Below are 24,199 nucleotides of genomic sequence, written 5' to 3'. Positions count from 1 at the left end.
GGCAGCGCCCGGCCGTCGACCTCCACGGTGCCGGCGTCGGCCACGTAATGGCCGAACAGGATGCTGACCAGCGTGCTCTTGCCCGCGCCGTTCTCGCCCAGCAGGGCCAGCACCTCGCCGCGCCGGAGTTCCAGCGAGATGGCGTCGTTGGCCAGCAGCGTGCCGAAGCGCTTGGTGATGCCGTTCAGGCGGAGGATGGGAGTTGGCATGGAAACGAAATGCGGAGCATCAGGAATACCAATGGTTCGCTCCCCTCTCCCACAAAGTGGGGAGGGGAGAAAGACGGGACCGGCGCTACCAACGCCAGCCTCACTGCGTCGACTTCGGCTCCGTCTCCACCACCTTCACCACGAACTTGCCGTCGAGAATGGCCTTCTCCTTCGCCTTGACTTTGGCCATCACGTCGGCCGGCACCTTGCCTTCGAAGGTGCCTAGCGGCGCCAGCTCGGCGCCCTTGTACTTCATCAGCGAATACGAGCCGTAGTCCTCGTTCTTGAACTGGCCCGACTTGACCTTGGCCAGCGCCGCGGCCACCGTGGGCTCCATGTTCCACAGCGCCGAGGCCACCACCGTGGCCGGATACTGCGGCTGGGTGTTGATGACGTTGCCGATGGCCAGCCGGCCCTTCTCCTTGGCCGCGTCGGAGACGCCGAAGCGCTCGGCGTAGAGCACGTCCGCGCCCTTGTCGATCATGGCGAAGGCGGCTTCCTTGGCCTTGGGCGGATCGAACCACGAGCCGATGAAGCTGACCGTGAACTTCACCTTGGGATTGACCTCGCGCGCGCCTTCCATGAAGGCGTGCATCAGCCGGTTGACCTCGGGGATGGCATAACCGCCGACCATGCCGATATGGTTGGTCTTGGTGATGCCGCCGGCGATCATGCCGGTCAGGTAGGAAGGCTCCTGGATGTAGTTGTCGAACACCGAGAAGTTGGGCGCCTGGGGCTTGCCGGACGAGCCCATCAGGAAGGCGGTCTTGGGATAGTCCCTGGCCACCTTGCGCGCGGCCGCCTCGACCGCGAAGGATTCGCCCAGGATCAGCGCCGAGCCCTGCTCGGCATACTGGCGCAGCACGCGCTCGTAGTCGGCGTTGGACACGCTTTCCGAGAACACGTAGTCGATCTCACCACGCGCCTTGGCCTCGTTGAGCGCCTTGTGGATGCGCGACACCCACTGCTGCTCGACCGGCACCGTGTACACGGCCGCGACCTTCACCCTGGCCTGCGCCCATGCCGGCTGCACGCCGGCCAGCGCGCTTGCGCCGGCGGCGGCGGCCGCCAGTTTCAACCAGGTCCTGCGCTTGCCCTCAAACCTCATGGTTTTCTCCCCTTGTTGACGATAACTCCACGGCCAGGCCGGCCGGTTCCAGCCCGCAACCGCGCAGCAGCAGCCGCACCAGGTGGTCGGTGGCCTGTTCGAAATCGCGCTGGCCCAGGTGGCTCACCCCGAGCACGGCGCATACCTGCGACTCAAAATCGGCATAGGTCTGGGTGGCGGCCCAGATCGTGAAGAACAGGTGCCGCGGATCCACGCTGGCCATCTCGCCGCGCGCGATCCACTCCTTGATGACGCCGGCCTTGCGCAGCACCAGCGCGCGCAGCGCGCCGCTGAGCACGTCGCGGATCTCCGGCGCGCCGTGCAGCAGCTCGTTGGCGAACACGCGCGAGGCGTCCGGGTGGCTGGCCGACAGCCGCATCTTGGCGCGGATGTACTGCTCCAGCGCCACCTGCGGGCGCTGCCCGGCGTCGATGATGTCGGTCTCGGACAGCCACAGCGCCAGCGTGTGCGCCAGCACCGCGCGGTACAGCGCCTGCTTGGTGCGGAAGTAGTAATGCAGGTTGGACTTGGGCACGCCCGCGCGCGTGGCGATCTCGGCCATCGTGGCGCCGGCGAACCCGGCGCGCGCGAACACGTATTCGGCCGCGCGCAGGATCAGCGCCTCGTTCTCCTGGCGGATGCGCCCGCCAGCCGCCTCCCGCCGCGGCGGGAAGCATGGCGGCTGCGCCGTGGCCGGCGCGCCCATCACTTGGTGCCGTAGAGCCTGTCGCCCGCGTCGCCCAGGCCGGGCACGATGTAGCCGTGCTCGTTGAGCTCCTCGTCGATGGCGGCGGTGACGATGGCCACGTCCGGATGCGCCGCCTGCAGCGCGCGCAAGCCCTGGCGCGAGGCGATCAGGCACACGTACTTGAGCGTGCTCACGCCGGCTTCCTTGAGGCGGTTGAGCGCGGCGATGGCGGAATTGCCGGTGGCCAGCATCGGGTCCACCACGATCACCAGCCGCTCGTGGATGTCCTCCGGCATCTTGAAGTAATACTCGATCGGCTCCAGCGTCTCCGGGTCGCGGTACAGGCCGATGTGGCCCACGCGCGCGGCCGGCAGCAGGTCCAGCATGCCGTCCAGGAAGCCGTTGCCGGCGCGCAGGATCGACACCAGGCACAGCTTCTTGCCGGACAGCACCGGCGACTCCATCGGCGCGATCGGCGTCTTGATGGCGATGGTCTCCATCGCCAGGTCGCGCGTGGCCTCGTAGGTCAGCAACTGGCTGATCTCGCGCACCAGCCGCCGGAAATTGTCGGTGGTGGTGTCCTCGCTGCGGACCAGCGTGACCTTGTGCTGCACGAGCGGATGGTCCACCACCATCACCGAAGGCGTGACGGGCGGTACGGCGGAAAGGTCGGTCATGTTGCGCTCCTCGGGAGGCGAATCGCGAAAAGGTCGTGCCGCGCGCGGCGGGAAAGCGCGCGGCGCGGCGGCTAGAACACCGTGCCGTCGCTGTCGATGGCGAAGGGCGGCGCGCCGCCCGGCCTGCGCTTGGCGGCAATGCGCCGTCCCGCCGCCCAGGTGCCGCCCTCCAGCACGCGCGCCAGCGGGAAGGCCTCGGCCGACAGCCCGAGCGCCTCGCGCACCGACGCCGCCACCAGGTCCAGCCCGGTGACGGTGAGCGCGCGCCACTCCACGATGACCGGCTCGTCCACCGTATGCGTGACGCTGGCGAAGGCCGGATCGCGCGGCACCATCAGCTCGAAGTCGAACAGCAGGCCGCCGTTGCGGTATTCGGGCAGGCCGGTGAGGACTTCCAGCCCCGTCACGGTCAGGCCGGCGTCCTCGAGCGGCTCCAGCAGCGAGTACGTCAGCCATTGCGTGAGCTTGTGGAACGGCACCAGGCCGTCGGCGCAGGCCGGGTGATGCCAGCAGTCGCCCAGCGAGACGCCCTCCAGCTTGACGCGGCCGGGCCACACCGGCCCCAGCGCCACCAGCAGCGTGGTCAGCACGAAGCCGGCTTCGATGCGGCCGTCGACGGCGTGCGCCTTGAGGTAGTCGTACAGGTTGCCCAGCCGCGCCGGCGTGCCGAACACGGCGGGCGTGGCCCGCGCCACCTCGCCCAGCCGGCGCAGCAGCCCGGCGCGGCCTTCCAGGCCGACCAGCGGGTTGTGCTGCGCCACCTGGAACGCGGTGGCGATGGAGGATGCATCGATGCGCATCAGCCGCTCGGCATCGGCGCGCAGCGGCTGGCCGAGCTGCGCGGAAAAGCCGCCGCGCGCGAACAGGTCGAAGCTGGCCACGCCGAGCCCTTCCGAGCGCGTGAGCAGCAGGTCGCTGGCCGGGTCGCGGTAGCGCCAGTCCGGGCCGGCGCCGGCGTCGAGCAGCACGCTGGGGATCACCAGGTCGATGCCGATGCGGGCCCGTTCCTCGCGGTCCGCCTCGCCGGACAAGCCGCCGCGCTCGCACAGGATCTGCCAGCGGTCCAGCCGCTCGCCGCCCTGGCCGCTCTCGAAATGGCGCCAGCGGCTGTGATACGGCACGTTCAGGTCCGGGTAGCGCTGGCGGATGGTGGCCGCCACGTAGTCGGCCACCGCCGGGATGCGGTCCGGGTGCCAGGTAAACAGCTCGGACGCGCCCGCCGCCACGTGCCCGGTCACGGCCGCGCAGCGCGTGCGCACGGCCTGGCCGGTCAGCAGCGCCGCGGCCGGATGCCCCGGCGGCACCGGGCTGGCCCAGCCGGGCGCATCGGTGAAGCCGCCGGACGCGCCGCCCGGCGCGCCCGCTTCAGGTGTCTCGTTCATTCGTCCAGTCCTCTACCCTTTGCCAGCGCCAGTTCTTCCGCGTCGGGCGGGGTATAGCTCGTGAAGTAGCCAGCCGCTACCTTGGCGTCGATTTCCACGCGGGCGTCGGCCGGGATCAGCGCATCGGGAATCGCCACCTGCTCGACCACTTCGATGCCCTGCGCGGTCAGCGCCCCATGCTTCATGTTGCTCATCGAGGCCCAGCGGTCGATGCGCTTGATGCCGAGCCAGTGGAAGACGTCGGGCATGAGTTCCTGGAAGCGCATGTCCTGCACGCCGGCCACGCATTCGGTGCGCGCGAAATAGGTCTCGGCGCGGTCGCCGCCGACCTGGCGCTTGCGCGCGTTGTAGACCAGGAACTTGGTGACTTCGCCCAGCGCCCGGCCTTCCTTGCGGTTGTAGACCACCAGGCCCACGCCGCCCTGCTGCGCCATCTCGATGCAGACTTCGATGCCATGCGCGAGATAGGGCCGGCAGGTGCAGATGTCGGAGCCGAACACGTCGGAGCCGTTGCATTCGTCATGCACGCGGCATGCCACGCGGGTCTCGGGCTTGCCGAGCTTGCCGACGTCGCCGAAGAAATACAGCGTCATGCCGCCGATGGGCGGCAGGAACACCTTCAGGTCGGGCCGCGTCACCAGTTCCGGGAACATGCCGCTGGTCTGCTCGAACAGCGCGCGGCGCAGCACGCTTTCCTTGATGTCGAAGCGCCGCGCCAGCCCCGGCAGGTACCACACCGGGTCGATCGCGGCCTTGGTGACGCGCACGTCGCCGTTGGCGTGCAGGATCTGGCCGTCCGGCACCAGCCGCCCGGCGGCGATGGCGCCGGCCAGCTCCGGCATGTTGATGTGGGCGCGCGTGATGGCGATCGACGGGCGGATGTCGATGCCCGCCGCGATGCGGTCGGCAAACGCGGTGGAGACCAGGTGGCCCCACGGGTCCAGCGAGACGATCTTGTCCGGGTCGGCCCACTGCGGATGCGGGCCGATCACCTCGGCCGGCGCGGTGTCGGTCAGGTCGGCGCGGTGGTCGCGCTGCAGCTTGCCCGAGGCCACCGCCAGCGCGCGATAGACCGCGTAGGCGCCCGAGTGGGTGCCGATCACGTTGCGCTGCGCGGGATTGGTGAGGCTGGCGATCACGGGACCGCGCTCCGCGGCGGTGGCCGCACCCCAGTGGATGGGCTCCGCCGGCTTGTCGCGGCGTGCGTGCGAGGTCAGGACGATATGATCGGACATGGCAGCCTCGGAACGGGAATCCTGACCAAACGGTCAGGTTTACGATTCCATAGTAGGCAACCTTCATGCCATATCCCAATGCTCGTTTTTACCGTATGTTGCGCGGCCAACCCTGCCGCGCGGCGCCCGGGCGCACCGTGCGCGTGCGGCCCGCCGCCGGCTTGTGGTGCAGTGGCACCATGTGAAAGCGGCGCCCGGCCTGGGTGGGCCGGGCGCCGCCTGGAACGCGCCGCGCAGGAAGCCGGGCCTGCCGGCCGGCAGTTCAGGTGGAGCGCTCGCGCCCCACCGGCTGGCGCCGCGCAGCGGACCCGGCACGGGTCGGCCACAGCGCCTGGCGCATCGCGCTCAGCGGCGCCCCGCTTTCCACATAACGATGGAACAGCGTGCCGGCCACGTTGCTCAGCAGCCATGCCGCGACCATGCCGAGCGCATTGAGCACCGGCTGCTGTGGCGCAAGATGGAACACCACCGCGTTGACCACCAGGCAGACCGGGAAGTGGACCAAGAACACCGAGTAGGAAATGCGCCCGAAAAATGCCAGCGCGCTGGCGCGCGGCCAGTGCTCCAGCCAGCCGCCGCGGCGCGCCATGCCCAGCAGCAGCGCCACCGCCAGCGCCACCGCGATGCGCAGGCGGAAATCCACGATCAGCGCGGCCGCCACCGCCGCGCCCAGCACCAGCAGCGCCACCGGCGAGCGCTCGGGCGCGGAGGCCCAGTACGCCAGCGTGCCCATGCCATAGGCGCCGAAGAAATAGATCGCCCACACGTCCCAGGCGGCATCGCGGTTGAACCAGAACAGCGACGCCAGCGCCAGCGCCGACACCGCCAGCATGCCCAGCGCCGCGCCGCCCGCTTCCAGCCGGCGCGCGCACAGGCGCGCCGCCCACAGCGCCACGATCAGCAGCGCGAACAGCTGCAGGTCGATGGCCACGTACCAGACGCCCGCCGAGAGCGCGTCGAAATCGAGCACGTTGTGCAGCAGCAGCACGTGCGCCAGGAACTGGTGCAGGCCCGGCGCGCCGGGAATGGAATCGTGATGCATCCAGGTGCGCGCGATCGCGGCGCCAGCGATGGCGATCAGGATGGCCACGGTGTAGGGCACCACCAGCTTCTGGTAGCGCCGCCAGATCGCCAGCAGCGGATGCGGCACCATCAGGTGGCCGCCGGGCGCGAGGCTGCGCGCCGCCAGGAAGCCGCTGATGACGAGGAAGGCCTGCACCGCGATGCGCGCGTACTGCGAGAACCAGTCGAGCAGGTCGGGGGCCAGCACGTGGGCCACATCCGACATCGGGCCGTAGAAAGCAAGGTGATGCAGCACGATCAGCTGCGAGCTGATCGCCTTGAGTGCGTCAATGCACGCCATGCGCGAAGGACGGGGGCTCATCGTTATTTGTTATAAGAATGCGACAAAGTGCAGGAGGCGTGATTCTACTCCTATGTGTGCATGGCGCACCGCCGCGGTGCGGTACCCGCCCGCCGCGTCACTTTCCCGCCACTGCCCGATTCCCCGTTCTCGTGCGCTCCTCCGGTTCAGCCCGGTTCAGCCCGGCCGCCGGCACGAAAACCACAGCAGCGCCGCCGCCGCGCCGAGGCCGACCCAGTAGTCGGTCGGCGCGCCGCCCAGCCAGTGGACATGCCACGGCACGAACGCCGGCGCGAAGCGCGCCACGCCGTAGGCCGGGTTGAGCACGAACCAGAGAAAGTCCTCCGTAATCCAGAACAGCATGATGCAGGCGAGCACCCGGGCCTCGGCGCGCCAGTTCCAGCGCCCGGCGAACAGCAGCGGGAAATGGAAGAACAGCGCCACGCACGGAAACACCCAGGCGTGATAGCCGGTCATGGGGCGCCCGCCCCAGAAGATGTCCAGCAGCCAGTGGCGCTCGATGCGCCAGGTCGGCAGGTTGGCGGCCCAGCCGGCGGCGCCTTCGATCTGGATCTCGACGTTGGCGAAGAAGTACGCCATCAGCAGGGTCCAGCCGACCGTCAGCACCAGCGCCAGCGGATGGCGCGGGGGCCAGGCCTGCGCCTGCCGCGGCAGGGCCGAGAGGTTCAGGGAGCGCATCAGTGCGCCCCCGCCAGCGCCGGCGCCGGCTGCGGCCGGCCGGACAGTTGCGCCAGCACGGTCTGCAGCACGCGCCGCGCCGCCGCCGGCCGGCCCAGCGCGCGGGCGCGCTCGCGCATCTGCGCCAGCCGCGCCGGCTCGGCCAGCAGCAGGCGCACGCGGTATTCGAGCGAGACCAGGTCCACCGACTTGAGCGCCGCGCCCTGCTCCAGCAGGTAGTCGGCATTGCGCTCTTCCTGCCCGGGGATCGGCGCGTTGACGATCATCGGCACGCCCATCGCCAGGCACTCGGAGGTGGTGAGGCCGCCCGGCTTGGTGATGACGAGGTCGGAGCAGGCCATCAGCCGCGCCACCTCGTCGGTGAAGCCGAACGGGAACAGCCGGCCCGGCCGGGCGGCGGCGAGCGCCCCGAGGCGCGCCAGCGCGGCCTCGTTGCGCCCGGCCATGACGATCAATTGGAAGTCGTGGTCCAGCCCCAGCAGCGCGCCGGCCACCTCGTCCAGGCCGCCGAGGCCGGCGCCGCCGCCCATCAGCATGATGGTGCGCCGCGCCGGGTCCAGCCCGAAGTGCGCGGCGCAGGCCTGCCGGTCCTGCGGCGCGGTGAAGGCCGGCACCACGGGGATGCCGGTGGCATGGACGCGGTCCGGCTCGATGCGGCTCGCGCGCATGCGGAAGGCGATCTCCTCGCTGGCGGCGAAGTAGCCGGTCATATGCGGGATCACCCACATGCCGTGCAGGTCGAAGTCAGTCACCTGCACCCACACCGGCACCGCCAGGCGCTGGCGGCGCACCTCGTGCATCAGGATCTCGGCCGGCAGGAAATGCGTGCAGACGATGGCGTCCGGCGCGAACTCGTCGATCGCGCGGCGCAGCGCGCGCGTGCTCAGGCGCTCGGCGGCGCGCCGCAGCTTCTGCATGGGCGCGGCCGGATCGGCCTCGGAAGTGTGAGCGTAAAGCATGCCCCACAGGGCCGGATAGCTGTTGACCAGCTTGATGTAGAAATCCGTGTAGAGCTTGCGGAAGGTGGCGGGCACGTAGCCCATCACGTCGAGATGCAAGGTCCGCACCTCGGGGAATTCGGCCTGCGCGGTCAGGCGCAGCGCCTCGGCCGCGCGCATGTGGCCGGCGCCGGCGGAAACGCTGAGAAACAGGATCTTGTGCGGCGGCGGGGGCGGCATCGGGGGCATCGGTTCCGGGTCACTTCATGACAAAGGACTTGATCAGGGTCAGCTCGCCGGGCTTGCGCATCGGCACGCGGAAGACCTGCTGCTTTTCGTTGGGCGTGTTCTCGTCCGTGATGACCGCCACCTGCGCCACGGTGATCGCCTCGGGCCCCGCGCCGCTGCCGTAGTAGTTCACGTAGACGAGGTAGGTGCCGGGCGGCGGCGCGGCGATCGAGTAGATCTCCGGCCCGTAGCCGGTGGTCACGTCCACGTCGAGCGCGCCGCCGTTGCCGGCCACGCGGTTGGCGTAGAAAATGTGCTGGCCGTCGGGCGCCACCACGTGCAGGTCGAGGTCGGTCGCGTCGCTGTCCCAGGACAGTACCACGCGCAGGCGCGGGCGGGTCCGGCCCTGGTAGCCGTCGTAGAACTGCACGCGCTTGCCGGCGCCCTGCGCGGTGCGCATCTCCACGCTGTTGCTGCCGCCGGAGAAGGCGTAGGGCCGCGAAAAGCTACCGTCTTCTTCCACCCGCTGCGGCATGGCGACGCCGTTGACCACCAGCGTGGCGACCTGGCCGGCGCCGCGCCGCCCGCGGGCAGCCGGCGCGGCGGCGCTGGCCGCATCGCCAGCATCGCCCGCGTCGGCCTTGGGCGAGGTACGGATGCGCCCGGCGATCATCGCGCTGGCGGGCTGCCCCGCCGGCGTGGACACCGACACCGCCGGATAGTGGACCTCCTGCGTGTAGGCAGCCGTGTCGCCGGCGGCGTTGCGCCAGCCGTTGCGCGGCGTGGTGAACTCGATGGCGTCGCCGGCGTGCGCGGCGGTGGCCAGCAGCGGCAGGATCAGGCTGGCTAGAACGAGGTTCGGCTTGCGATGCATATCCACAGTCCCATCGCCCTTGCGGGCATTGTCTTTCCCGGCGGCGGGCTTCAGAAGCGCACCGACTTCATCAGCGCCAGTTCGCCCAGCTTGCGCAGCGGCATCACCAGCGTCTCGCGCTTTTCGTTGAGGGTGTTTTCGTTGTAGATCAGCGTGAGCTTGGCGGTGATCAGGTCGCGCGCGTTCGCCCCGGACTGGAAGTTGTAGCCGCTCGCGTCGAAGTTGCCCCAGTAGTTCACGTAGAACAGCCACACGCCGGGGCGCGGCGCGGCGCTGGAGAAAATTTCGGGGCCGGCGCCGTCCACGCTGTCCACGTCGAGCCCGCCACCCTCGGCCAGCAGCGGGCTGGCCCAGAAAGCGTGCCCGCCTTCGGGCGAGATCACATGGAGGTCGACTTCCGCCTTGGGATCGTCCCACGTCAGCACCGCGCGCAGCCTGGCCTGGACCTTGGTGGCGTCGGCCTCGTAGAACTGCAGGCGCTGGCGCGCGGCGCCGTCGGCGGAAATGATCTCCACGCTGTTGGAGCCGCGCCCGAACGCCCACGGCCGCGCAAAGCGGCCCTGCTCGTCGGCATAGAGCGGCATGGCGTTGCCGTTGACCACCAGCGTGGGCGGCTTGCGGCCTGCGCTGCCGGCCTGGCGCAGGCGGCCTTCGATCAGCGTGCGGTATTTCTGCGCGCCGCGGTCCACCGGCGGCTTGGGATAGGCCGCCGTGTAGCGCTCCAGCTCGCTGGACAGGCCGCTGTGGCGCCAGCCGCCGGCGGGGCCGTCGAGGTCGGCCACCGGACCGGCCGTGGCGGCCAGCGGCGCCAGCGCGCAAGCCAGCGCCACGCGGCGCCAGCAACGCGAAAAAAGAGAATGGCGGTTCATGAGGGATCTTCCCTGCGCACCAGCCGGCGCGCGAGGCTTTCGACGAACGACTCGTCCTGGCCGCGCGGATGGCGCGCGAATGCGAGATGCAGGTATTCATGCGCCAGCGCGATGCGGTCGTCCTCGCTGGCGAGCCGGTGGATGTAGAGCCGGTTGCGGCGCGCGTCGGCATAGGGCCGGCCTTCGCGCACCTCGCACACCGCGGGCAGCGGCGGCGCCTCGAAGCCGGGCTCGGCGCCGAGCCGGCGCTGCCATTGCGGCGCGCGCTGCGCCAGCCATTGGCGCGCGCCGGCGACCGCCAGGCAGTCGCCGGCCACCGGGCTCTGGAACGAGGTCAGCGTGGCCTGCGGCCACCAGCGCGCGAGGATGGCGTCGAACGCCTGCCCCTGCGCGGCCGCGCGCCGGGCCTCGGTCCACGCCATGCGGCCCTGGCCGCCGGCATCGTGGTGGTAGCGCACGGCCACGCCGGACAGCACCAGCGCGTCGGTCTGGTCGGCCGCGCGCCGCGCGGCGGCGCCGGCGGGACGCGGCAGCACGCGCTGGGTGCGGCTGCTGTCGGCGATGCGGAAGCAGCCCTGCTCGCGCGTGGCCTGCTGGACCAGGTAGCTGCGCGCGGCCACGGCCAGCGCGCGGGCCGCCTCGGGCTCGGCGGTGTCGCCTTCGCGCTCCACCACGCGCGCCACGTAGTCGTTGAGGCCGAAGCGCCCGACCACGCGCGGCGCGGCGCCGGCCGGGCGCAGCAGGCTGAGCTCGCCGCGGCTTGCCACGCGCGCGCTGTTGCCGTTGGCGAACTCGGCGCGGAAGCTGCCGTCGAGCGGGCCGGCCGGCGCGGCCTTGCCATCGGCGCCGCGCACATCGCGCAGCGGGTAGCGCTCGAACAGGTCGACCAGCACGCAGGCGCCGTCGTCGGGCACCGGCACCGCGGCCAGCAGCGGCCGCAGCAGCGGCGCCGCGCGCCGCAGCACACTGGCGCTGGCGCCCTGCCCGCCCAGCCACGCCGGGCTGCCGTCGGCCAGCCAGCCGGCCGCGCCGCCGATGGACGCGCCCGGCCGCGCCGGATCGGGCATGGTCCAGGTCTTGGCGCGCAGCAGACTGCCGTAGTCGGCCAGCGTGCCTTCGCCGCGCCCCACGGTCAGCACCGACACCAGCGTGGCCGAGGCGGCCTGCTGCGCGGCGGGCGGCACCGCGTGCAGCGCCGCCAGCAGCTCGGCCACCGGCACCGCATGCTCCGGGCGCATCGCCTGCATGTCCTGCAGCCAGGCGGGCGCGCCGGCGTCCTGCCAGAAGCGGCGCCAGTCGGCGCCCGACAGACCCAGCCGGCGCGGCTCGAAATAGCGCCCGCACGACCGCACCAGCGCATGCTCGCGGTCGATGCCCTGGCCGGCCGTGCAGCAATAGACTTCCTCGGGGTCGCCGCCGCGGCAGGTGTAGTCCTCGGTGCGCTTGTCGCGGCCCACGAGGTAGCTGTAGACGAACAGCTTCCACACGCTGCCCAGCGGCGTGCGCAGGCCGGCGGGCAACGGCGCGGGCGCGCTCTCGCCGCCGCCGCCGAAGCGGTAGAGCCGCGCCTCGCCGCCGGCCAGCCGCGCGAAGCGCAGCGGCTCGCCGCCCTGCGCCTGCGCCGCGGCGAACGCGGGCGCGACGCAGGACAAGGAAATCAGCAGCGCAAGACAATGCACCAAGCGGCGCGCCCCGCGGCGCCCCGCCCTGCCTGCCGTCACGGCCGCGCGCATGCCGGCCTCACTCCACCGTCAGCGGGAAGGCCGCGGTCTTGCCGTCGCCCTGCAGGGCCTTGGCCCCCGGCTGGTACATGCGGAAGTAGCGCACCGGCGGCAGGCTGAACTTGCCCGGCAGCGAGAACCGCACCAGTTGGCGCAGCACCACGGGCCGCTCCAGCGCGACCACCGGCTGGTGGTACGACAGCATGCCCATCTCGTAGGTCACGGCGCGCTGGAACGGCTGCAGGCCGGCGGCCTTGTTGTCGGGGTCGGGCAGGCCTTCGATGCGCAGGCCCCAGGTGGTGCCCTCGACTTCGCCGCCCGGCGGCAGCGGCGCCTCGACCAGTCCGTAGCGGTAAGTGCCCTGGCGCGGGCTCAGCACGATCTCGTCGACGTAGAGCGTATTGCTGTCGAGCTTGTCGCCCGGCTTGACCGGCCTGGCCGAGAACGCCAGGCCCGCGGTGCCGGCGGCGGAGGGATCGGCCGGCTTGCCGCCCTTGTCGGCCTTGTCGGTCTTGCCCTCCTCCCCGGCCGGCACCAGCCGGTAGAGCTTGCGCTCGATGCCGACCGGCAGGCCCGGCGCCTCCTGCGCGCGGCTGCGGTACGACACCACCGCATTGGTGTTGTACGACTGCGATGCCGCGTCCATGTTCGGCGGCGCGGCCAGCGTCAGCGCCTCCGGCAACTGCGCGCCGGCCCAGCGCCATTCGGGCAGGCCGAGCGGGCCGCGCGCGGCCTGCCAGTTGCCTTGCGGCGCGCGCGGCGCGGCGCCGGCCTCGCCGGACAGGCCGCGGCCAAGGCCGCCGCCGAGCGCCTTGTCGAGCCACACCAGGGTCACGGCGCGGTCGATGGTCGGGCTGGCGGCGCCGGCGCGCGACAGCAGCGCCTGCACGTCCGAGGCGGCGGCGCCCTTGCCGGCCATCAGCAGCAGGCTCTGCACCAGCGGCGAAGGATCGGCGGCCAGCGCCTGGCGCGCGGCGTCGGCCGCGCTTGCCAGCCCTTCGGGCATGGGCTGGCCGATCTGCTTGTAGAGCTGCGCGGCCAGCACGGTGGCCACGCGGCGACCCTGCGGCGAATCGGGCGCGGCGAAGACCAGGCTGTCGCCGGCCCCCACGGCGGCGCTTGCATCGCCGCTGGGCCGGCCCAGCTCGGCGGACACGCCGCCCAGCTGCGTCGCCACCGGCAGGCCCATTTCGTTGATGAACCACAGCGCCAGCACGCGGTGCAGCGGCGGCTCCTTCATGCTCTGCTTGTAGGCATCCAGCGTGCGCTTCCAGTGGTCGGGCGGCAGGCTGACGCCGACCGCGCGCGCGGCCAGCCAGTCGGCGTAGTAAGCGTAGGCGGTCAGCAGCGCGCTGTTGCCGAGCGTGTCGCCCCACCAGCCGAACTGGCCGTTGACGCCGGCCAGCAGCGCCAGGCGCTGGCGCTGGGTGCGCACCAGCGCATCCAGGCCCTGCGTGTCGCCGCCGGTATTGGCGCCGGTATTGGCGCCGATACTGGCACCGCTCGCGGCCAGGCTGCGCTGGGCCAGCGCCAGCGGAATCAGGCGGCTGGCGGTCTGCTCGGTGCAGCCGTAGGGATAGGCCAGCAGGTCGTCGGCCACGCGGGCGAACTGGCTGGCGGCGCTGTCGACGAAACGCAAGCGCACGTCCTGCGCGTCGGCCGGCAGCTTGAACGCGGCGTTGGCGCCCGACAGCGGCAGCGTCAGCTCGCGCTGCGACAGCCAGCCGGTGGGCTCCACCGTCAGCGTGGTCTGCAGGCGGTCCACCGCCTTGCCCTGCTGCCGGATCTCGGCGCTGACCGTGCCGCTGCGCAGCGCGCCCGGCGCCACCGGCAGGCGCACGTAGTTGGCGCCGCGCTTGAGCGTGACGCTCTGACTGACGTTCAGGCCCGCGCCCGTGGCCACGAGGTCGGCGGCGACGTCCTGCTCGCCCTGGTTGAAGGCGACCATGTCGATGCGCGGCGCATCCTCGGCGCGGTAGCGCTGCGGGCCGGTCCACTTGAGGTACAGCGCCTTGTCCGAGCGGATGTTGGCGGTGCGCTGGCCGACCGTGCCATCCGCGGCGATGGCGCGCACGGTGATGCGCCAGCGGGTGAGCGAGTCCGGCATGACGAAGGTCATGCGCGCGCGCCCGTCGGCGCCGGTGCGCAGGCTGGCTTCCCACGCGGCGGTGTCCTTCTCGTCGCGGCGCGGGCGCTCCAGCACCTTGACGCCGCGCTCGTTGTAGCGGCCGCGCTCGGGGCCGGCGCCGCCCTGCTGGCCGGAGACGGCCAGGTCATAGCCGATGAAGTTCAGGCTGGAGGTGGTGCGCACGCTGTTGCGGCGCGGATGGTAGAAGAAGTCGACGATGCTCGGCGCGATCTCCGGCTGCAGCACGTAGACCATTTCGTCGACCACGCTGACCGTGAGGTTGGCCGGCACCGGCTTGCCGCCGAAGGCGCTGCTCAGGTCCAGCGTGACGGTCTCGCCGGGCGCATAGACCGGCTTGTCGCTCTTGACGGCCAGATCGATGGTCGGCTGCACCACGGCGATGCCGGCGTTCTGGAACACGTAGTCGCCGTCCTTCACGTACAGCACCGAGAACGTCATGTTGGGGCTGAAGCCGTTGCCGACCTTGATGCGCGCGCGCCACTGCCGGTCCGTGACCTTTTCCAGCGAGAGCCAGTCGCCGCCCCTGGACAGCAGGCCGCGGCGCTCGACGCGGTCGCGCTCCAGCGTGAGCAGCGCGTCCTCCACCGCCAGCGGGAACGTCACCAGCGCCTCGGCGGTGTCGCCAATGCGGTAGCGGTCGCGGTCGAACACGATCTCGATATTGCCGGGCACGGTCTGCAGGCCCTCGCCCGCGACCCAGTGGCTGGCCGCCGCCAGCAGGTTGCCCGCGGCGTCCTTGACCGACAGCGTGTACGAGCCCGGCTGGTCGAACTTCACCGGGAACGACAGCGCGCCATTGGCGGCCGCGCCCAGCTTGCCCTCGGTGCGCGCGCGCGATTCGAGCCGCACCAGTTCCCAGCTGGCAGGCGCCTGCGCCGGTGCCGCCGCCTGGGCGGCCAGCGCCTGCAGCGTGAAGGTCACGCTCTGCCCGGCGTTGGTGAAGTTGGCCGGGCCGGTCAGCTTGTACGGCGTGGCGCCGCGCGCGATCAGCAGCTCGCGCGTGACCTTGACGCGGTAGGCCGCGCCGTCGTTGGCGAACACCGTGACCACGTAGCGGCTCGGCTCCCTGGCCGCCGGCAGCGCGAGCGTGGCGTTGCCGCTGCCGTCGGTGGTCAGTTCCTGCTGCTCCAGCTTGACCGGGAACAGGCCCGCGTAGCGCAGCTCGCCCTCGACCATCGTCACCTGCTGCGCGCGCAGGCTGACCGACAGCCTGGCGTCCTTGACCGGCTTGCCGTCGGGATAGCGCAGCTGGATCTTGCCCTTGACGGCCTCGCCGGTGGCGTAGTCGGCCTTGTCGAGCGCGAGGTTGACGTCGAAATGCGGCTTGATGTATTCGGCCACGCGGAAGGCGCCGCCGTAAGTGTTGCCGCCGTAGTCGAAGCGCAGCGTGTAGCCGCCGGCCAGCGCGTTGGCCGGCAGCGTGAAGCGCGCGTCGGCGCCGTTGTCGGCGTTGAGCACGGTGCCAAGCGAGGCCAGCGGCACACCGTTGGGGTCGAGCACCTCGAGCTTGATGTCGCCGGCGGCGGCGGGCGCCGACTCCGTGGCGCTGCGGAAATTGCGGCCGATGAACTTGACGCGCACCTCGTCGCCGGGGCGGTACAGCGGCCGGTCGGTGAAGGCGAACAGCTTGGTGTTGTAGATCTCGCTGTCGTAGTAGAAGTTTTCCGAGATGAAGGCGCCGCCCGCCGGGTCCACGCCGAGCAGGTAGCTGCGCTCGGGGCTGGCGTGCGCGAGTTCCGCCGCGCCGTCGGCGCCGGTGGTGGCGCTTTGCAGCACGCCGAGGCCGTCGGTCCACGCCAGGCTGGCGCCGCTCACGGGGCGGCCGCTCTTGCGCTGCGCGGCCCATACCAGCATGCCGTCGGCGGTGCTCTTGGTGATGGCCACGGTGTCCGAGACGAACAGCAGCGTATGCGCGCGGTAGGTGCCGATGATGCCTTCGACGATGTACAGGCCCGGCTTGAGCTTGCCCAGCGGCACCATCACGTTGCCGGCGTCGCGCGGCAGGAATTCGCTGCTGCTGCCTTCGAGCTTGACGTCCTTGGGCGGCGCGATCTCCTTGGCGTCCCAGATCGGGTAGCGGAAGCGCGCCACCACGTCGTAGCCCTTGAGCGGCTCGTATTGCGGGTTGTTCTCGAAGCGCGTGGGCTGGGCGATCTGGTCGCCCATGCTGAACTGCGGCGCGTCCTCCACCGCCTTGCTGCGCGTGGCGAACGACAGCACGCGCTGCCACGCGCGGCGCGCCTGCTTGTACCAGCTGTCCCACAGGTAGGACAGCGTGTTGGCCAGCCCTTCGCCGCGGTAGCTGGCCTTGACGTCGATGCGGTGCAGGTTCTTCTGCGCGCGCAGGAAGGCGAGCGGATCGGCCACGCGGTAGACCAGGATGTCGGCGCCGCCGTAGCGCTGCAGTTCCGCCTTGTACTCGCGGCCCGGCGCTTCGAGCCGCACCTGCGCGGTCTGGTCGCTGCCGAAGCTGGCATCCGAGAGCAGGAAGAACGGCTGGCCCTGGAACGCGGCGTAGCCGCTGGGCGGCACCGTGTCGAGCGTGGCGCCCGGCTGCCCTTCGGCGCTGGCGGCGTGGGCCCCGCCCAGCAGGGCAAGCGCCAGCAGCAGGCGGGCGGTCACGGAACGCAGGAGCGCGCGGGCGCGCGTCATGACGACAGGCATCGTCTTTACCTCGACAAAAAAGCGAAACGGAATACGCCGATGAAATTGGGATTGCCGTCCTGCGGCTGCCAGCGCGAATCGTTCCATTGCATCAAGCGGGAAAGGGTGACGGCACGCAAACCGTTGTCGGTGCGGGTCACGGTGCCGGTGTGGTAGGCTAGGGACTGGCCCATCCAGATCATCAGGTGCTGCTCGTCGCCCTGGTCGTAGAACAGCAGGTCGCCGGGCAGCGCCAGATTGACGTTGCGCGCGACGAAGCGGCTGTTGCCCTGCACCAGCGCGAGCGCCGAGGCATAGGCGCCGGTGCTGCCGTCGGCGCGCGTCCAGCGCTGGCCGAGCGTGCGCTGGGCGGCGGTGAGATTCAGCTCGGGCGGAAGCTGGCGCGCGGAGGCCGCGCCCTGCATGCCGTTGGCGCGCAGCCAGCGCGCGTCGTGCACGCGCAGCGCCTCGCCCACGGCAAAGCGGACCAGGCCGGCGCAGTCGCGCTGGTACCAGCGCGGGGTCGGGCCCTGCCGCAACTGCTCGCCGACGATGCGCACGAACCACGCGCGGAACACCGCCGACTGCGCGGGGTCGAGCAGATCGGCCGCGGGCACGTCGGGCGCCAGGCCCGACAGCGCCAGCGCGCGGCCGATGCCGGCCAGCGGCAGGCCGGCGGCGGCCAGCACCGCCAGCGCGGCGCGCCGGCCGCGCAACGCTGCCGTCACTGCGCGGCCTCCGCCGCCCGCGGCTGCGCCGCGCTGGCCAGCACGCCGCGCGGCGCGCCGGACTGCCGCCACGTCACCGGCACCCAGGCGCGGCCCGAGGGCAGGCTGTCGGCCAGCACCAGCGACATCGCCGGATAGGCGCCGAGCGCCTTGAGCTTGGGGAACAGATGGGCGCGCGCCGCGTTCAGGAACAGTGCTTCCTGCTCGGCCGGCAGCGCCTTGGTGGCCTCGCGCCGCACCAGCGGCGCCAGCGTGGACGGGGTGAAGCTCAGCACCGTGCGGGCCTGCTGCTCGCGCGGCATGGTGTCGGCCGCCGCCGGGAAGCGCTTGCCGCGCACCGCCAGCGCGTCGTCGACCAGCGTGGCGTCCGGCGAGAACAGCACGGTATCGCCGGCCAGCGCCAGCGTGACGGGGAAATAGGCGCCCGCGGACAACTGCTCGGCGAACGGCGCGCCCTTGGCTTCGCGCGTGCCGTAGGGCGAGCTGACCGGGCGCGACCACAGGTCCGCGCCGCCGGCGCCCTTGCTGGCCTGCACGGGCAGCCGCGCGTAGCCGCCCTGCTCGGCGGCGGCCTTGGGCTCGTAGGCGCCGATGACCTGCGCGAACAGGCTGGCCAGCAGCGGCCGCAGCGCGGCCGCCGCCGCCGCCGACTTGAGCCGCGCCATGAACAGCGGCGCGACCAGCGCGGACTTGCTGTACCAGCACACCGCGGCCGGTCCTTCGAACGCCTGGCCGACCTGCGCGGCCAGTTCGTCCTGGGCGCCGCTGACCTTCTGCAGCATCTTGCCGGCGGCCTGCCAGTCGACCGGCAAGGTGGCGCAGGCGGCCGGATCGGCCGGCAGGGCCTGCCAGAGCGCGGCGGCATTCCACTGGTCCGGCAGGCGGGCGCCGTCGACCAGCACCGCGCTGCTCCAGTCGGCGCCGCCGCCGGCGGCCTTGGTATCGGCGCCGGCGAAATCGAAGCGCAGCGCTTCGATGCCGGGGAAGAAAGCCTGGTAGCCGAACGAGAGATAGTTCACCCCGACCACCGCGCGGTGCCCCTTCGGCGCGCCCTTGGCGGGCTCGAGCGCGAACGACCGCAGCGGCGCCTCGCGCGCGGCGGCATCGTCGGACAGCCACGCCGCCACCGCCTTGGCGCGCGCGCCGATGGGCTTGCTCTCGGCATCGAGCAGCATGCCCGCCTCCGACAGCACCACCAGGCGGTCGCCCTTGCCGGCGATCAGCAGGCTGCGCGCGGCGCCGATGCGCAGCGCGTAGAGCGGCGTGCCGTCGATCTCGCCGGCGCGCGTGAGCTGGGCATCGGCCGGCGCCACGGTGGCCAGTGCCTGCAGCACCTTGGCCAGCCCGTTGCGTTCCATCGCCAGCGCCCAGTAGCGCAGCGTGCCGTCGGCGCCGCGCCACGCCATCAGGCGGCCGGGCTCGTCGAACACGCGCTTGAGCAGGCTGTCGGACCAGTCGAGGTCATGCTCGAAGGCGATGCGGCGCAGCGCGCCGGCCACCGACAAGCGGCCCTCGTTGTCCTCGTAATAGTTGACGAAGTCCTCGGTGAGGACATCGCGCAGCAGCGGCACGCGCAGCATGTCGCGCGGCAGGCTGGACAGGCTCTCGCTGTCGACCAGCGCGTCCGGGCGGCCGAAATCGAGCTCGACCTGCCGCGGCTGGCCCTTCCACGGCCTGCCAAAAGGATGCCAGACAAGCTGCACCGCCACGCCCGCGGCAACCGCCAGCGCGGCCACGCCAAGCGCGATTTTCCTGCGCGACATCTTCATGGTCCCCTTCCCGTTTTCTTGGTCGCCCTACTCTTGGTCGCCCTACGTCACGAACGCGGCGCGCCCGGTAGCGTACCGTGCACATCGATCCCCTCGCAAGCGGGGCGCTGTGAAAATTTGTGATAGATCCGGCTCTGTCTGTCACACAGTCGGCACGATGATGCCGCCCGCGGGCAAGAAAATGCCCGCGCGGCAGAGCCGGGCGGGCATTGGCGATTCGCACCTTGGTGTCGAATCGTCCAAATGAGATCGTCCAAATGAAAAGGGGCCGCGCTGTGGCGCGGCCCCTTCGATTCTTGCTGGCGTTTACGCTGCCTTGCCTTTCCTGACGACCACGACGGTCTTGTCCTTCCCGGCTGCTTTGCGGGCAAGCACCGCGCCCTTTCGCAAGGATTCGACCTCCCCCGCCAATCCGGCCTCTTCAAAGCTAAGGTCCGAACGCCTTCCCGTGCCCTTTGCGGCACGTTCAATCTCCTGGCGCGTCGAAGGGCGCAATTTCTTGGCTAGCATGCTGGCAAGCGCCGTCATAACCGAATTCCGTTTTCCTGCATGTATCGGTTGAGTATAGCCCACGACCGGCTGTCAGGCTTCAGGTCGAACTCCATCAATCTGCCGGCCCCGTTCTCATACCACCAGGCGCGTCCCTCCTCGGAGTCCATCAGATCGAGGACCGTCGTGGCGTATTGCAGAGGCTCGGGCAACCTTGCCCGCTCGCCAGGTTCCAGTTCGGCATCGTAGCCGAGCCGCGGCCACGTGTAGTAGCCATTGAAGTGGGCGCTGTCGCGGCTGCCGACAGCTTCGGTGACGATCTTCGAGAAGTCTTGCGCCGACGCCTCGGTGGCCTCGATTGCGAAACTCCTGACCCCAAGCCCCTGGTTCTGATATTCCGTCTTCAACAAGAAGGACTCATTGACGATCAATACCAGCCCGTCTTCTCCCGTTCGGATCTCGCGAATCATCTCGGTGAGCATCCTGTGCCTGACCGTGAGGAAGATGGCCTTTGCGGATTCGGCAACCTGGATGCGGGAATCGTCCATAGCACCCGCGAGCCGGGCTATCTGGGCAGGCTGCATGGCGGCACGGGTATCTTCAGAGACGGACGGGTCATATGAAACATCGACCTTCCCGTTGAAATGTGCCTTGGTAATATCATCTCTGGCATCCACGGCGGCGATCTTAGCAGCCTCGGCACAGCCCTCTCAAGATCGGCAGGCCGCCGAGCGCCCAGCAGTTCCGGCAACGTGATCGCCCGGAACGCCCATGACTGCCACCTACCGTGATGCGCGTGTCGCGAAGCGGGCCGAAATCGAGCCGACCGGCTCATTCCTGCCAGACAGTCCAAGCCCGGCCTGGCCTGCACGGCGGCGAATTTGCTTATGACCAAGATGTACTTTGTGCACTGCGGCAACGCGCGTAGCCTTCGTTTTTTTGAGAATTTCGCCACGATGCTGCCGTTTGTCACCCTCCGCCGCGCCGGCGCGGCGCGCGCTTTCCGCCTGCTGGCCGGGGTCGCGCTTGCCGCCGGCGCCATCGCCGCCGCTCCCCACGCCGCCCTGGCCCAGGGCGCGAGCCCTGTGCTCGACAAGATCCGCAGCACCGGTACCATCGTGCTCGGCTACCGCGAATCGGCGCTGCCGTTTTCCTTCGCCGACGACAAGGGCCAGCCCGCCGGTTACGCCGTGGACCTGTGCCTGCGCGCCGCCGAGGCCGCGCGCGTCAAGCTGGGCCTGAACGCCATCAAGGTGCGCTGGATGCCGCTCACCCCGCAGAACCGCATCCCGGCCGTGGTCAACGGCCTGGTCGACCTGGACTGCGCACCCAACACGAATTCGCTGGAGCGCCAGAAGCAGGTGGCGTTCAGCGTGTCGCACTACATCTCGACGGTGCGCATGCTGGTGCGCGCGGATTCGGGCATCCAGTCGTTCGACGACCTGCGCGGCAAGACCGTGGTGACCAGCGCCGGCTCCACCGGCGACCGCCACGTGCGCCGCCTCAAGGGCCAGTACGGCTTCCACGATGTCTACGCCAAGGACCACGGCGAGTCCTTCCTGCTGCTCGAGTCCGGCCGCGCCCAGGCTTTCGTGATGGACGACGTGCTGCTGGCCGGCCTGCGCGCCCGCGCCAAGGATCCGTCGCAGTACGTGATCGTCGGCCCGGCGCTGTCGACCGAGCAGAACGCGCTGATGATGTCGCGCGCCGACCCGGAATGGAAACAGCTGGTGGACCAGACCCTGGCCTCGGCGTTTGCCGGCCCGCAGGTGGTGGCGCTGCAGAAGCAGTGGTTCCAGCAGCCGATCGGGGCGCGCGGCATCAATCTCGCGCTGGCGCCGAGCGCGCAGGTGCGCGAGGCGTGGAAGCACCCTTCCGACGTCGCCACCGAATAAGCGCGCCCATCCCGCCCCCGAGGAATCCCGCAGCCGGCAGGCTCGCGGGATTTTTTTGCGCCTGGCGACGCACAATTCCGCAATGCCGCGCCCTCCGCATGGAGCACGACGCACATTCGCGGCGGCTGGCAAGCAAGAGCCGGCGACTACGGCAATAGCGGCTTTCCATAGGCCGGCATCAACCGTGTTCCCGGCAATACAACGCCGACCGCCGCAAGTTGACAAGCCGGCGAAATGTTGGCGACACTGGGCCCGAGCGGACAAACCTGCAGGGGCGGCCAGGCTCAGGCAAGGCGCATCTCCCCACGGCGATTTTTCCGCGCACTCGAACCGCCGCAAGGCGGCATTTTCCAGGAGAAACCATGAACAAGTTCGTCGCGACAGCCATCGCGCTTTGCATCGGCGCCGTTTCCGTGGCTGCCCAGGCCCAGACCGGCGGGAAGAAGTTCGACCCGTACAGCCAGGGAGCCAAGTCGGGCGAGAAGTTCGACCCGTATACCCAGGGCGCCAAGTCCGGCGACAAGTTCGACCCGTACACCCAGGGCGCGAACAAGAGCACGCGCGCCGACCTGACCGGCGACGCCTCGGCACCGGCCGCGAAGAAATCGCACAAGAAGGGCAAGAAGACCAAGAAAGCCGCTTCGGCAGCCGCCGCAAGCTGACCGGCGGCAGCCGGCCGCACCGCATGAAGCCCGCCAGCCGGCGGGCTTCATGCTTTCAGGCATTCGTGCGCGAGGTCATGGCGGACCGCGCGGCAGCGCTCAGGGCGCGCCCAGTTCCAGCGCGGTCACGTCGATGCGCTCGACCTTGCTTTCCTTGTTGTCCTGCTTGTCCCGCTGCCGGACCTCGGTGCGCAAGACGAAGGCCTCCGCCGGGCAGTACCAGTCGGTGACGTTCAGCACCGCGGGCTCCACCTGCACGACTTCCTCGTCCACCATCAGCGGCCCCAGCGAGGTCCGCTTCTCGTAGGTGATGGGCATGCATTCCTTGCGGCCCAGCACGGTGTCGATCATCTGGCGCTTGCCGACGTGGCGCGTGCCGACGTTGATCGACGCATAGAGCGCGCGCATGTTGCCGATGGCTTCGTCCCGGCCCAGCGGATAGATCTGCAGCGAGACGCTGGACTCGAAGGTCTCGCCGTCGAGCGTGCCGCCTTCGCGGATGTCCTGCCCGGCGTAGTTGAACACGCCCTGCCCGCGGAACGCCGCCTCGCCGTACATGCGGGCATAGCGCCCCTGCGCGTTGATCACGGCATGCTCGCTTTCGATGCTGGTCCGAGCCGTGCTGGCGCGGCGCTCGATGTTGACCATGTGGATCTGGTCCATGATGACCGGCGGCCCCATCAGCGCGGAGAGCGCCGACTTGGAGCGCACTTCGAGCTGCGCCCGGCAGCCGTCGGCGCTCTTGGTGGCGTGGCGCAGCGTCATGGTGATGGAAGTGGGCATGTCGCCGTCGCCTTCCATCTGCACGCGCGCGCCGGAGCGGAACCACGGCGCGTCGCACAGGAACGCCGCGGAGCGCGCCACGGCTTCCATCGGCATCTGCGCCGCGGCCTGGCCCGGCGGCGCGGCCTGGGCGAGCGCGGGGCCGCCGTGCGCCAGCAGTCCCGCCGCCAGGGCGGCCACCCCGGCCAGTTGCGCCTTTGTCCTCACATGATTCCTGTCTAGAATGATTTCACGCCCCCGCTGGTCCCGGCAAGGCACCGCGCGCCAGGGCGGGCAGGCGTGTGCGCCCGCGCTGGACCAATGTACTGGCAAGTGCCCTGAAAAGTGCCCTGAATCCCGCGTCCCCCGGTTCGGCGGGCTCCGGCATCGGGACACTAGAAAGTAGCGCTTTTTCGCTGGCTTGTCTTGTCGGTCTTCGTCGATGCAGGCCACATGCCCGCCGCGGCAGCCTGCCGTTCGTCAGGGAGTTTCCATGCTTCACTACTACGCCAAGCTCTGGTGGGTCGTCGGCCTGCGCGGCGCGTTCGCGCTGCTGTTCGGCATCTGCGCGCTGTTCGCGCCCATTGCCACGCTGGCCGCGCTGGTGCTGGTGTTCGGCGCCTTTGCCGCAGCCGACGGCGTGACCGCGCTGGCGATGGCCATCTCGGGGAGCCAGCGCGAGGCCAGCGACCGCGGCATCCTGGCGCTGCAGGGCCTGCTCGGCCTGGGCGTGGGGCTGCTGACGTGGTTCAGCCCCGTGGTCACGGCATTTTCGCTGCTGTTGTATATCGCGGCCTGGACGCTGGCCACCGGCGTGCTGCAGATCGTGGCCGCCATCCGCCTGCGCAAGGACATGCCGAACGAATGGTGGCTGGTGCTGGCCGGCGTGGCCAGCATCGTCTTTGCGTTCCTGCTGCTGTGGCAGCCGCTGGCCGGCGCGCTCGCGCTGCTGTGGCTGATCGGGGCCTGGGCGCTGGTCTGGGGCGTGCTCCTGATCGGCGTGGCGCTGCGCCTGCGCGGCGCCCGCAACGGGCCGGCGGCGCCACTTCCGGGCTGACGGGCCGCGCGCGACGGGCCTCGCGGGCGCCGCCCGCCCCCGCCGCAGGCGGGG

At 70.7% G+C, this 24,199-nt stretch carries 21 protein-coding genes; 3 read left to right on the top strand and 18 right to left on the bottom strand.

What is annotated here, in order from left to right; genetic code table 11:
- The 17 genes from K206_RS0115690 to K206_RS38390 form a co-directional block, all read right to left on the bottom strand.
- Nucleotides 1–236, bottom strand: a 236-nt coding sequence (locus K206_RS0115690; protein ID WP_369796894.1) for an ATP-binding cassette domain-containing protein, incomplete at its 3' end; no start/stop codon positions are given.
- Between the two features lie 73 nt (nucleotides 237–309).
- Complete coding sequence (locus K206_RS0115685; protein ID WP_029043691.1) at nucleotides 310–1,317, bottom strand: BMP family protein; 1,008 nt, start codon at nucleotides 1,315–1,317, stop codon at nucleotides 310–312.
- Complete coding sequence (locus tag K206_RS38395) at nucleotides 1,307–2,023, bottom strand: TetR/AcrR family transcriptional regulator (RefSeq protein WP_020203345.1); 717 nt, start codon at nucleotides 2,021–2,023, stop codon at nucleotides 1,307–1,309. Before K206_RS38395 ends, K206_RS0115685 begins: the two co-directional genes overlap by 11 nt.
- On the bottom strand, nucleotides 2,023–2,682 hold the full coding sequence (gene upp, locus K206_RS0115675) for a uracil phosphoribosyltransferase (protein WP_020203344.1): 660 nt from the start codon (nucleotides 2,680–2,682) through the stop codon (nucleotides 2,023–2,025). The genes K206_RS38395 and upp overlap by 1 nt, the downstream gene beginning before the upstream one ends.
- Nucleotides 2,683–2,753: 71 nt before the next feature.
- On the bottom strand, nucleotides 2,754–4,064 hold the full coding sequence (locus K206_RS0115670; RefSeq protein WP_020203343.1) for a URC4/urg3 family protein: 1,311 nt from the start codon (nucleotides 4,062–4,064) through the stop codon (nucleotides 2,754–2,756).
- On the bottom strand, nucleotides 4,061–5,299 hold the full coding sequence (locus K206_RS0115665) for a GTP cyclohydrolase II (RefSeq protein WP_020203342.1): 1,239 nt from the start codon (nucleotides 5,297–5,299) through the stop codon (nucleotides 4,061–4,063). Before K206_RS0115665 ends, K206_RS0115670 begins: the two co-directional genes overlap by 4 nt.
- A 262-nt stretch (nucleotides 5,300–5,561) precedes the next feature.
- Nucleotides 5,562–6,683, bottom strand: a complete 1,122-nt coding sequence (locus K206_RS0115660) for an acyltransferase (protein WP_029043690.1) — start codon at nucleotides 6,681–6,683, stop codon at nucleotides 5,562–5,564.
- Nucleotides 6,684–6,839: 156 nt separating this feature from the next.
- Nucleotides 6,840–7,361 (bottom strand): hypothetical protein, encoded by a 522-nt coding sequence (locus tag K206_RS0115655; protein ID WP_020203340.1) that lies wholly within the window; start codon nucleotides 7,359–7,361, stop codon nucleotides 6,840–6,842.
- Entirely contained in the window at nucleotides 7,361–8,539 is a 1,179-nt protein-coding gene (locus K206_RS0115650; protein ID WP_020203339.1) for a glycosyltransferase, read from the bottom strand. Before K206_RS0115650 ends, K206_RS0115655 begins: the two co-directional genes overlap by 1 nt.
- A gap of 19 nt (nucleotides 8,540–8,558) precedes the next feature.
- Nucleotides 8,559–9,401 (bottom strand): YfaP family protein, encoded by an 843-nt coding sequence (locus K206_RS0115645; protein WP_020203338.1) that lies wholly within the window; start codon nucleotides 9,399–9,401, stop codon nucleotides 8,559–8,561.
- A 50-nt stretch (nucleotides 9,402–9,451) separates the two neighbouring features.
- Entirely contained in the window at nucleotides 9,452–10,270 is an 819-nt protein-coding gene (locus tag K206_RS0115640) for a YfaP family protein (protein ID WP_081651416.1), read from the bottom strand.
- Entirely contained in the window at nucleotides 10,267–12,003 is a 1,737-nt protein-coding gene (locus K206_RS0115635; protein ID WP_020423799.1) for a DUF2300 domain-containing protein, read from the bottom strand. The genes K206_RS0115640 and K206_RS0115635 overlap by 4 nt, the downstream gene beginning before the upstream one ends.
- A 7-nt stretch (nucleotides 12,004–12,010) precedes the next feature.
- Nucleotides 12,011–16,804, bottom strand: coding sequence for an alpha-2-macroglobulin (locus K206_RS0115630; RefSeq protein ID WP_231401611.1), 4,794 nt, complete (start codon nucleotides 16,802–16,804; stop codon nucleotides 12,011–12,013).
- Nucleotides 16,805–16,809: 5 nt separating this feature from the next.
- Entirely contained in the window at nucleotides 16,810–17,511 is a 702-nt protein-coding gene (locus K206_RS0115625; protein ID WP_155888091.1) for a DUF1175 family protein, read from the bottom strand.
- Entirely contained in the window at nucleotides 17,508–19,280 is a 1,773-nt protein-coding gene (locus tag K206_RS0115620; RefSeq protein WP_020203333.1) for a DUF2138 family protein, read from the bottom strand. The genes K206_RS0115625 and K206_RS0115620 overlap by 4 nt, the downstream gene beginning before the upstream one ends.
- A gap of 306 nt (nucleotides 19,281–19,586) precedes the next feature.
- On the bottom strand, nucleotides 19,587–19,808 hold the full coding sequence (locus K206_RS0115615) for a hypothetical protein (protein ID WP_020203332.1): 222 nt from the start codon (nucleotides 19,806–19,808) through the stop codon (nucleotides 19,587–19,589).
- Nucleotides 19,805–20,446 (bottom strand): hypothetical protein, encoded by a 642-nt coding sequence (locus K206_RS38390; protein ID WP_155888090.1) that lies wholly within the window; start codon nucleotides 20,444–20,446, stop codon nucleotides 19,805–19,807. The genes K206_RS0115615 and K206_RS38390 overlap by 4 nt, the downstream gene beginning before the upstream one ends.
- Before the next feature lie 279 nt (nucleotides 20,447–20,725).
- Between K206_RS38390 and K206_RS0115605 the strand changes: the two genes are divergently transcribed.
- Together K206_RS0115605 and K206_RS0115600 are read left to right on the top strand one after the other, a co-directional pair.
- Nucleotides 20,726–21,664, top strand: a complete 939-nt coding sequence (locus K206_RS0115605; RefSeq protein ID WP_043366725.1) for an amino acid ABC transporter substrate-binding protein — start codon at nucleotides 20,726–20,728, stop codon at nucleotides 21,662–21,664.
- Between the two features lie 362 nt (nucleotides 21,665–22,026).
- Entirely contained in the window at nucleotides 22,027–22,326 is a 300-nt protein-coding gene (locus K206_RS0115600) for a hypothetical protein (protein ID WP_020203329.1), read from the top strand.
- Nucleotides 22,327–22,425: 99 nt separating this feature from the next.
- On the opposite strand, the gene K206_RS0115595 is transcribed toward K206_RS0115600, so the two are convergent.
- The gene (locus tag K206_RS0115595) at nucleotides 22,426–23,316 is read right to left on the bottom strand and encodes a hypothetical protein (protein WP_029043685.1); all 891 of its coding nucleotides are present in this window, start codon (nucleotides 23,314–23,316) and stop codon (nucleotides 22,426–22,428) included.
- A 265-nt stretch (nucleotides 23,317–23,581) separates the two neighbouring features.
- On the opposite strand from K206_RS0115595, the gene K206_RS0115590 reads away from it, so the two are divergent.
- Entirely contained in the window at nucleotides 23,582–24,145 is a 564-nt protein-coding gene (locus K206_RS0115590; protein ID WP_020203327.1) for an HdeD family acid-resistance protein, read from the top strand.
- The last annotated feature ends 54 nt before the right edge of the window (nucleotides 24,146–24,199 follow it).

It is taken from the genome of Cupriavidus sp. WS (assembly GCF_000395345.1).
Lineage (GTDB): Bacteria > Pseudomonadota > Gammaproteobacteria > Burkholderiales > Burkholderiaceae > Cupriavidus > Cupriavidus basilensis_B.
The sequence above is the reverse complement of the archived record's forward strand: the minus strand, read 5'-3'. Positions and strand labels throughout refer to the sequence as shown.

What these genes read in the sequence shown, in the direction of transcription:
- K206_RS0115650 (WP_020203339.1), bottom strand. Translation starts at nt 8,539, where the DNA reads ATGCCGCCCCCGCCGCCGCACAAGATCCTGTTTCTCAGCGTTTCCGCC.
- K206_RS0115600 (WP_020203329.1), top strand. Translation starts at nt 22,027, where the DNA reads ATGAACAAGTTCGTCGCGACAGCCATCGCGCTTTGCATCGGCGCCGTT.
- K206_RS0115655 (WP_020203340.1), bottom strand. Translation starts at nt 7,361, where the DNA reads ATGCGCTCCCTGAACCTCTCGGCCCTGCCGCGGCAGGCGCAGGCCTGG.
- K206_RS0115640 (WP_081651416.1), bottom strand. Translation starts at nt 10,270, where the DNA reads ATGAACCGCCATTCTCTTTTTTCGCGTTGCTGGCGCCGCGTGGCGCTG.
- K206_RS0115620 (WP_020203333.1), bottom strand. Translation starts at nt 19,280, where the DNA reads ATGAAGATGTCGCGCAGGAAAATCGCGCTTGGCGTGGCCGCGCTGGCG.
- K206_RS0115615 (WP_020203332.1), bottom strand. Translation starts at nt 19,808, where the DNA reads ATGACGGCGCTTGCCAGCATGCTAGCCAAGAAATTGCGCCCTTCGACG.
- K206_RS0115590 (WP_020203327.1), top strand. Translation starts at nt 23,582, where the DNA reads ATGCTTCACTACTACGCCAAGCTCTGGTGGGTCGTCGGCCTGCGCGGC.
- K206_RS0115645 (WP_020203338.1), bottom strand. Translation starts at nt 9,401, where the DNA reads ATGCATCGCAAGCCGAACCTCGTTCTAGCCAGCCTGATCCTGCCGCTG.
- K206_RS0115630 (WP_231401611.1), bottom strand. Translation starts at nt 16,804, where the DNA reads ATGCCTGTCGTCATGACGCGCGCCCGCGCGCTCCTGCGTTCCGTGACC.
- K206_RS0115605 (WP_043366725.1), top strand. Translation starts at nt 20,726, where the DNA reads ATGCTGCCGTTTGTCACCCTCCGCCGCGCCGGCGCGGCGCGCGCTTTC.
- K206_RS0115685 (WP_029043691.1), bottom strand. Translation starts at nt 1,317, where the DNA reads ATGAGGTTTGAGGGCAAGCGCAGGACCTGGTTGAAACTGGCGGCCGCC.
- K206_RS0115635 (WP_020423799.1), bottom strand. Translation starts at nt 12,003, where the DNA reads ATGCGCGCGGCCGTGACGGCAGGCAGGGCGGGGCGCCGCGGGGCGCGC.
- upp (WP_020203344.1), bottom strand. Translation starts at nt 2,682, where the DNA reads ATGACCGACCTTTCCGCCGTACCGCCCGTCACGCCTTCGGTGATGGTG.
- K206_RS0115665 (WP_020203342.1), bottom strand. Translation starts at nt 5,299, where the DNA reads ATGTCCGATCATATCGTCCTGACCTCGCACGCACGCCGCGACAAGCCG.
- K206_RS38395 (WP_020203345.1), bottom strand. Translation starts at nt 2,023, where the DNA reads ATGGGCGCGCCGGCCACGGCGCAGCCGCCATGCTTCCCGCCGCGGCGG.
- K206_RS0115660 (WP_029043690.1), bottom strand. Translation starts at nt 6,683, where the DNA reads ATGAGCCCCCGTCCTTCGCGCATGGCGTGCATTGACGCACTCAAGGCG.
- K206_RS0115670 (WP_020203343.1), bottom strand. Translation starts at nt 4,064, where the DNA reads ATGAACGAGACACCTGAAGCGGGCGCGCCGGGCGGCGCGTCCGGCGGC.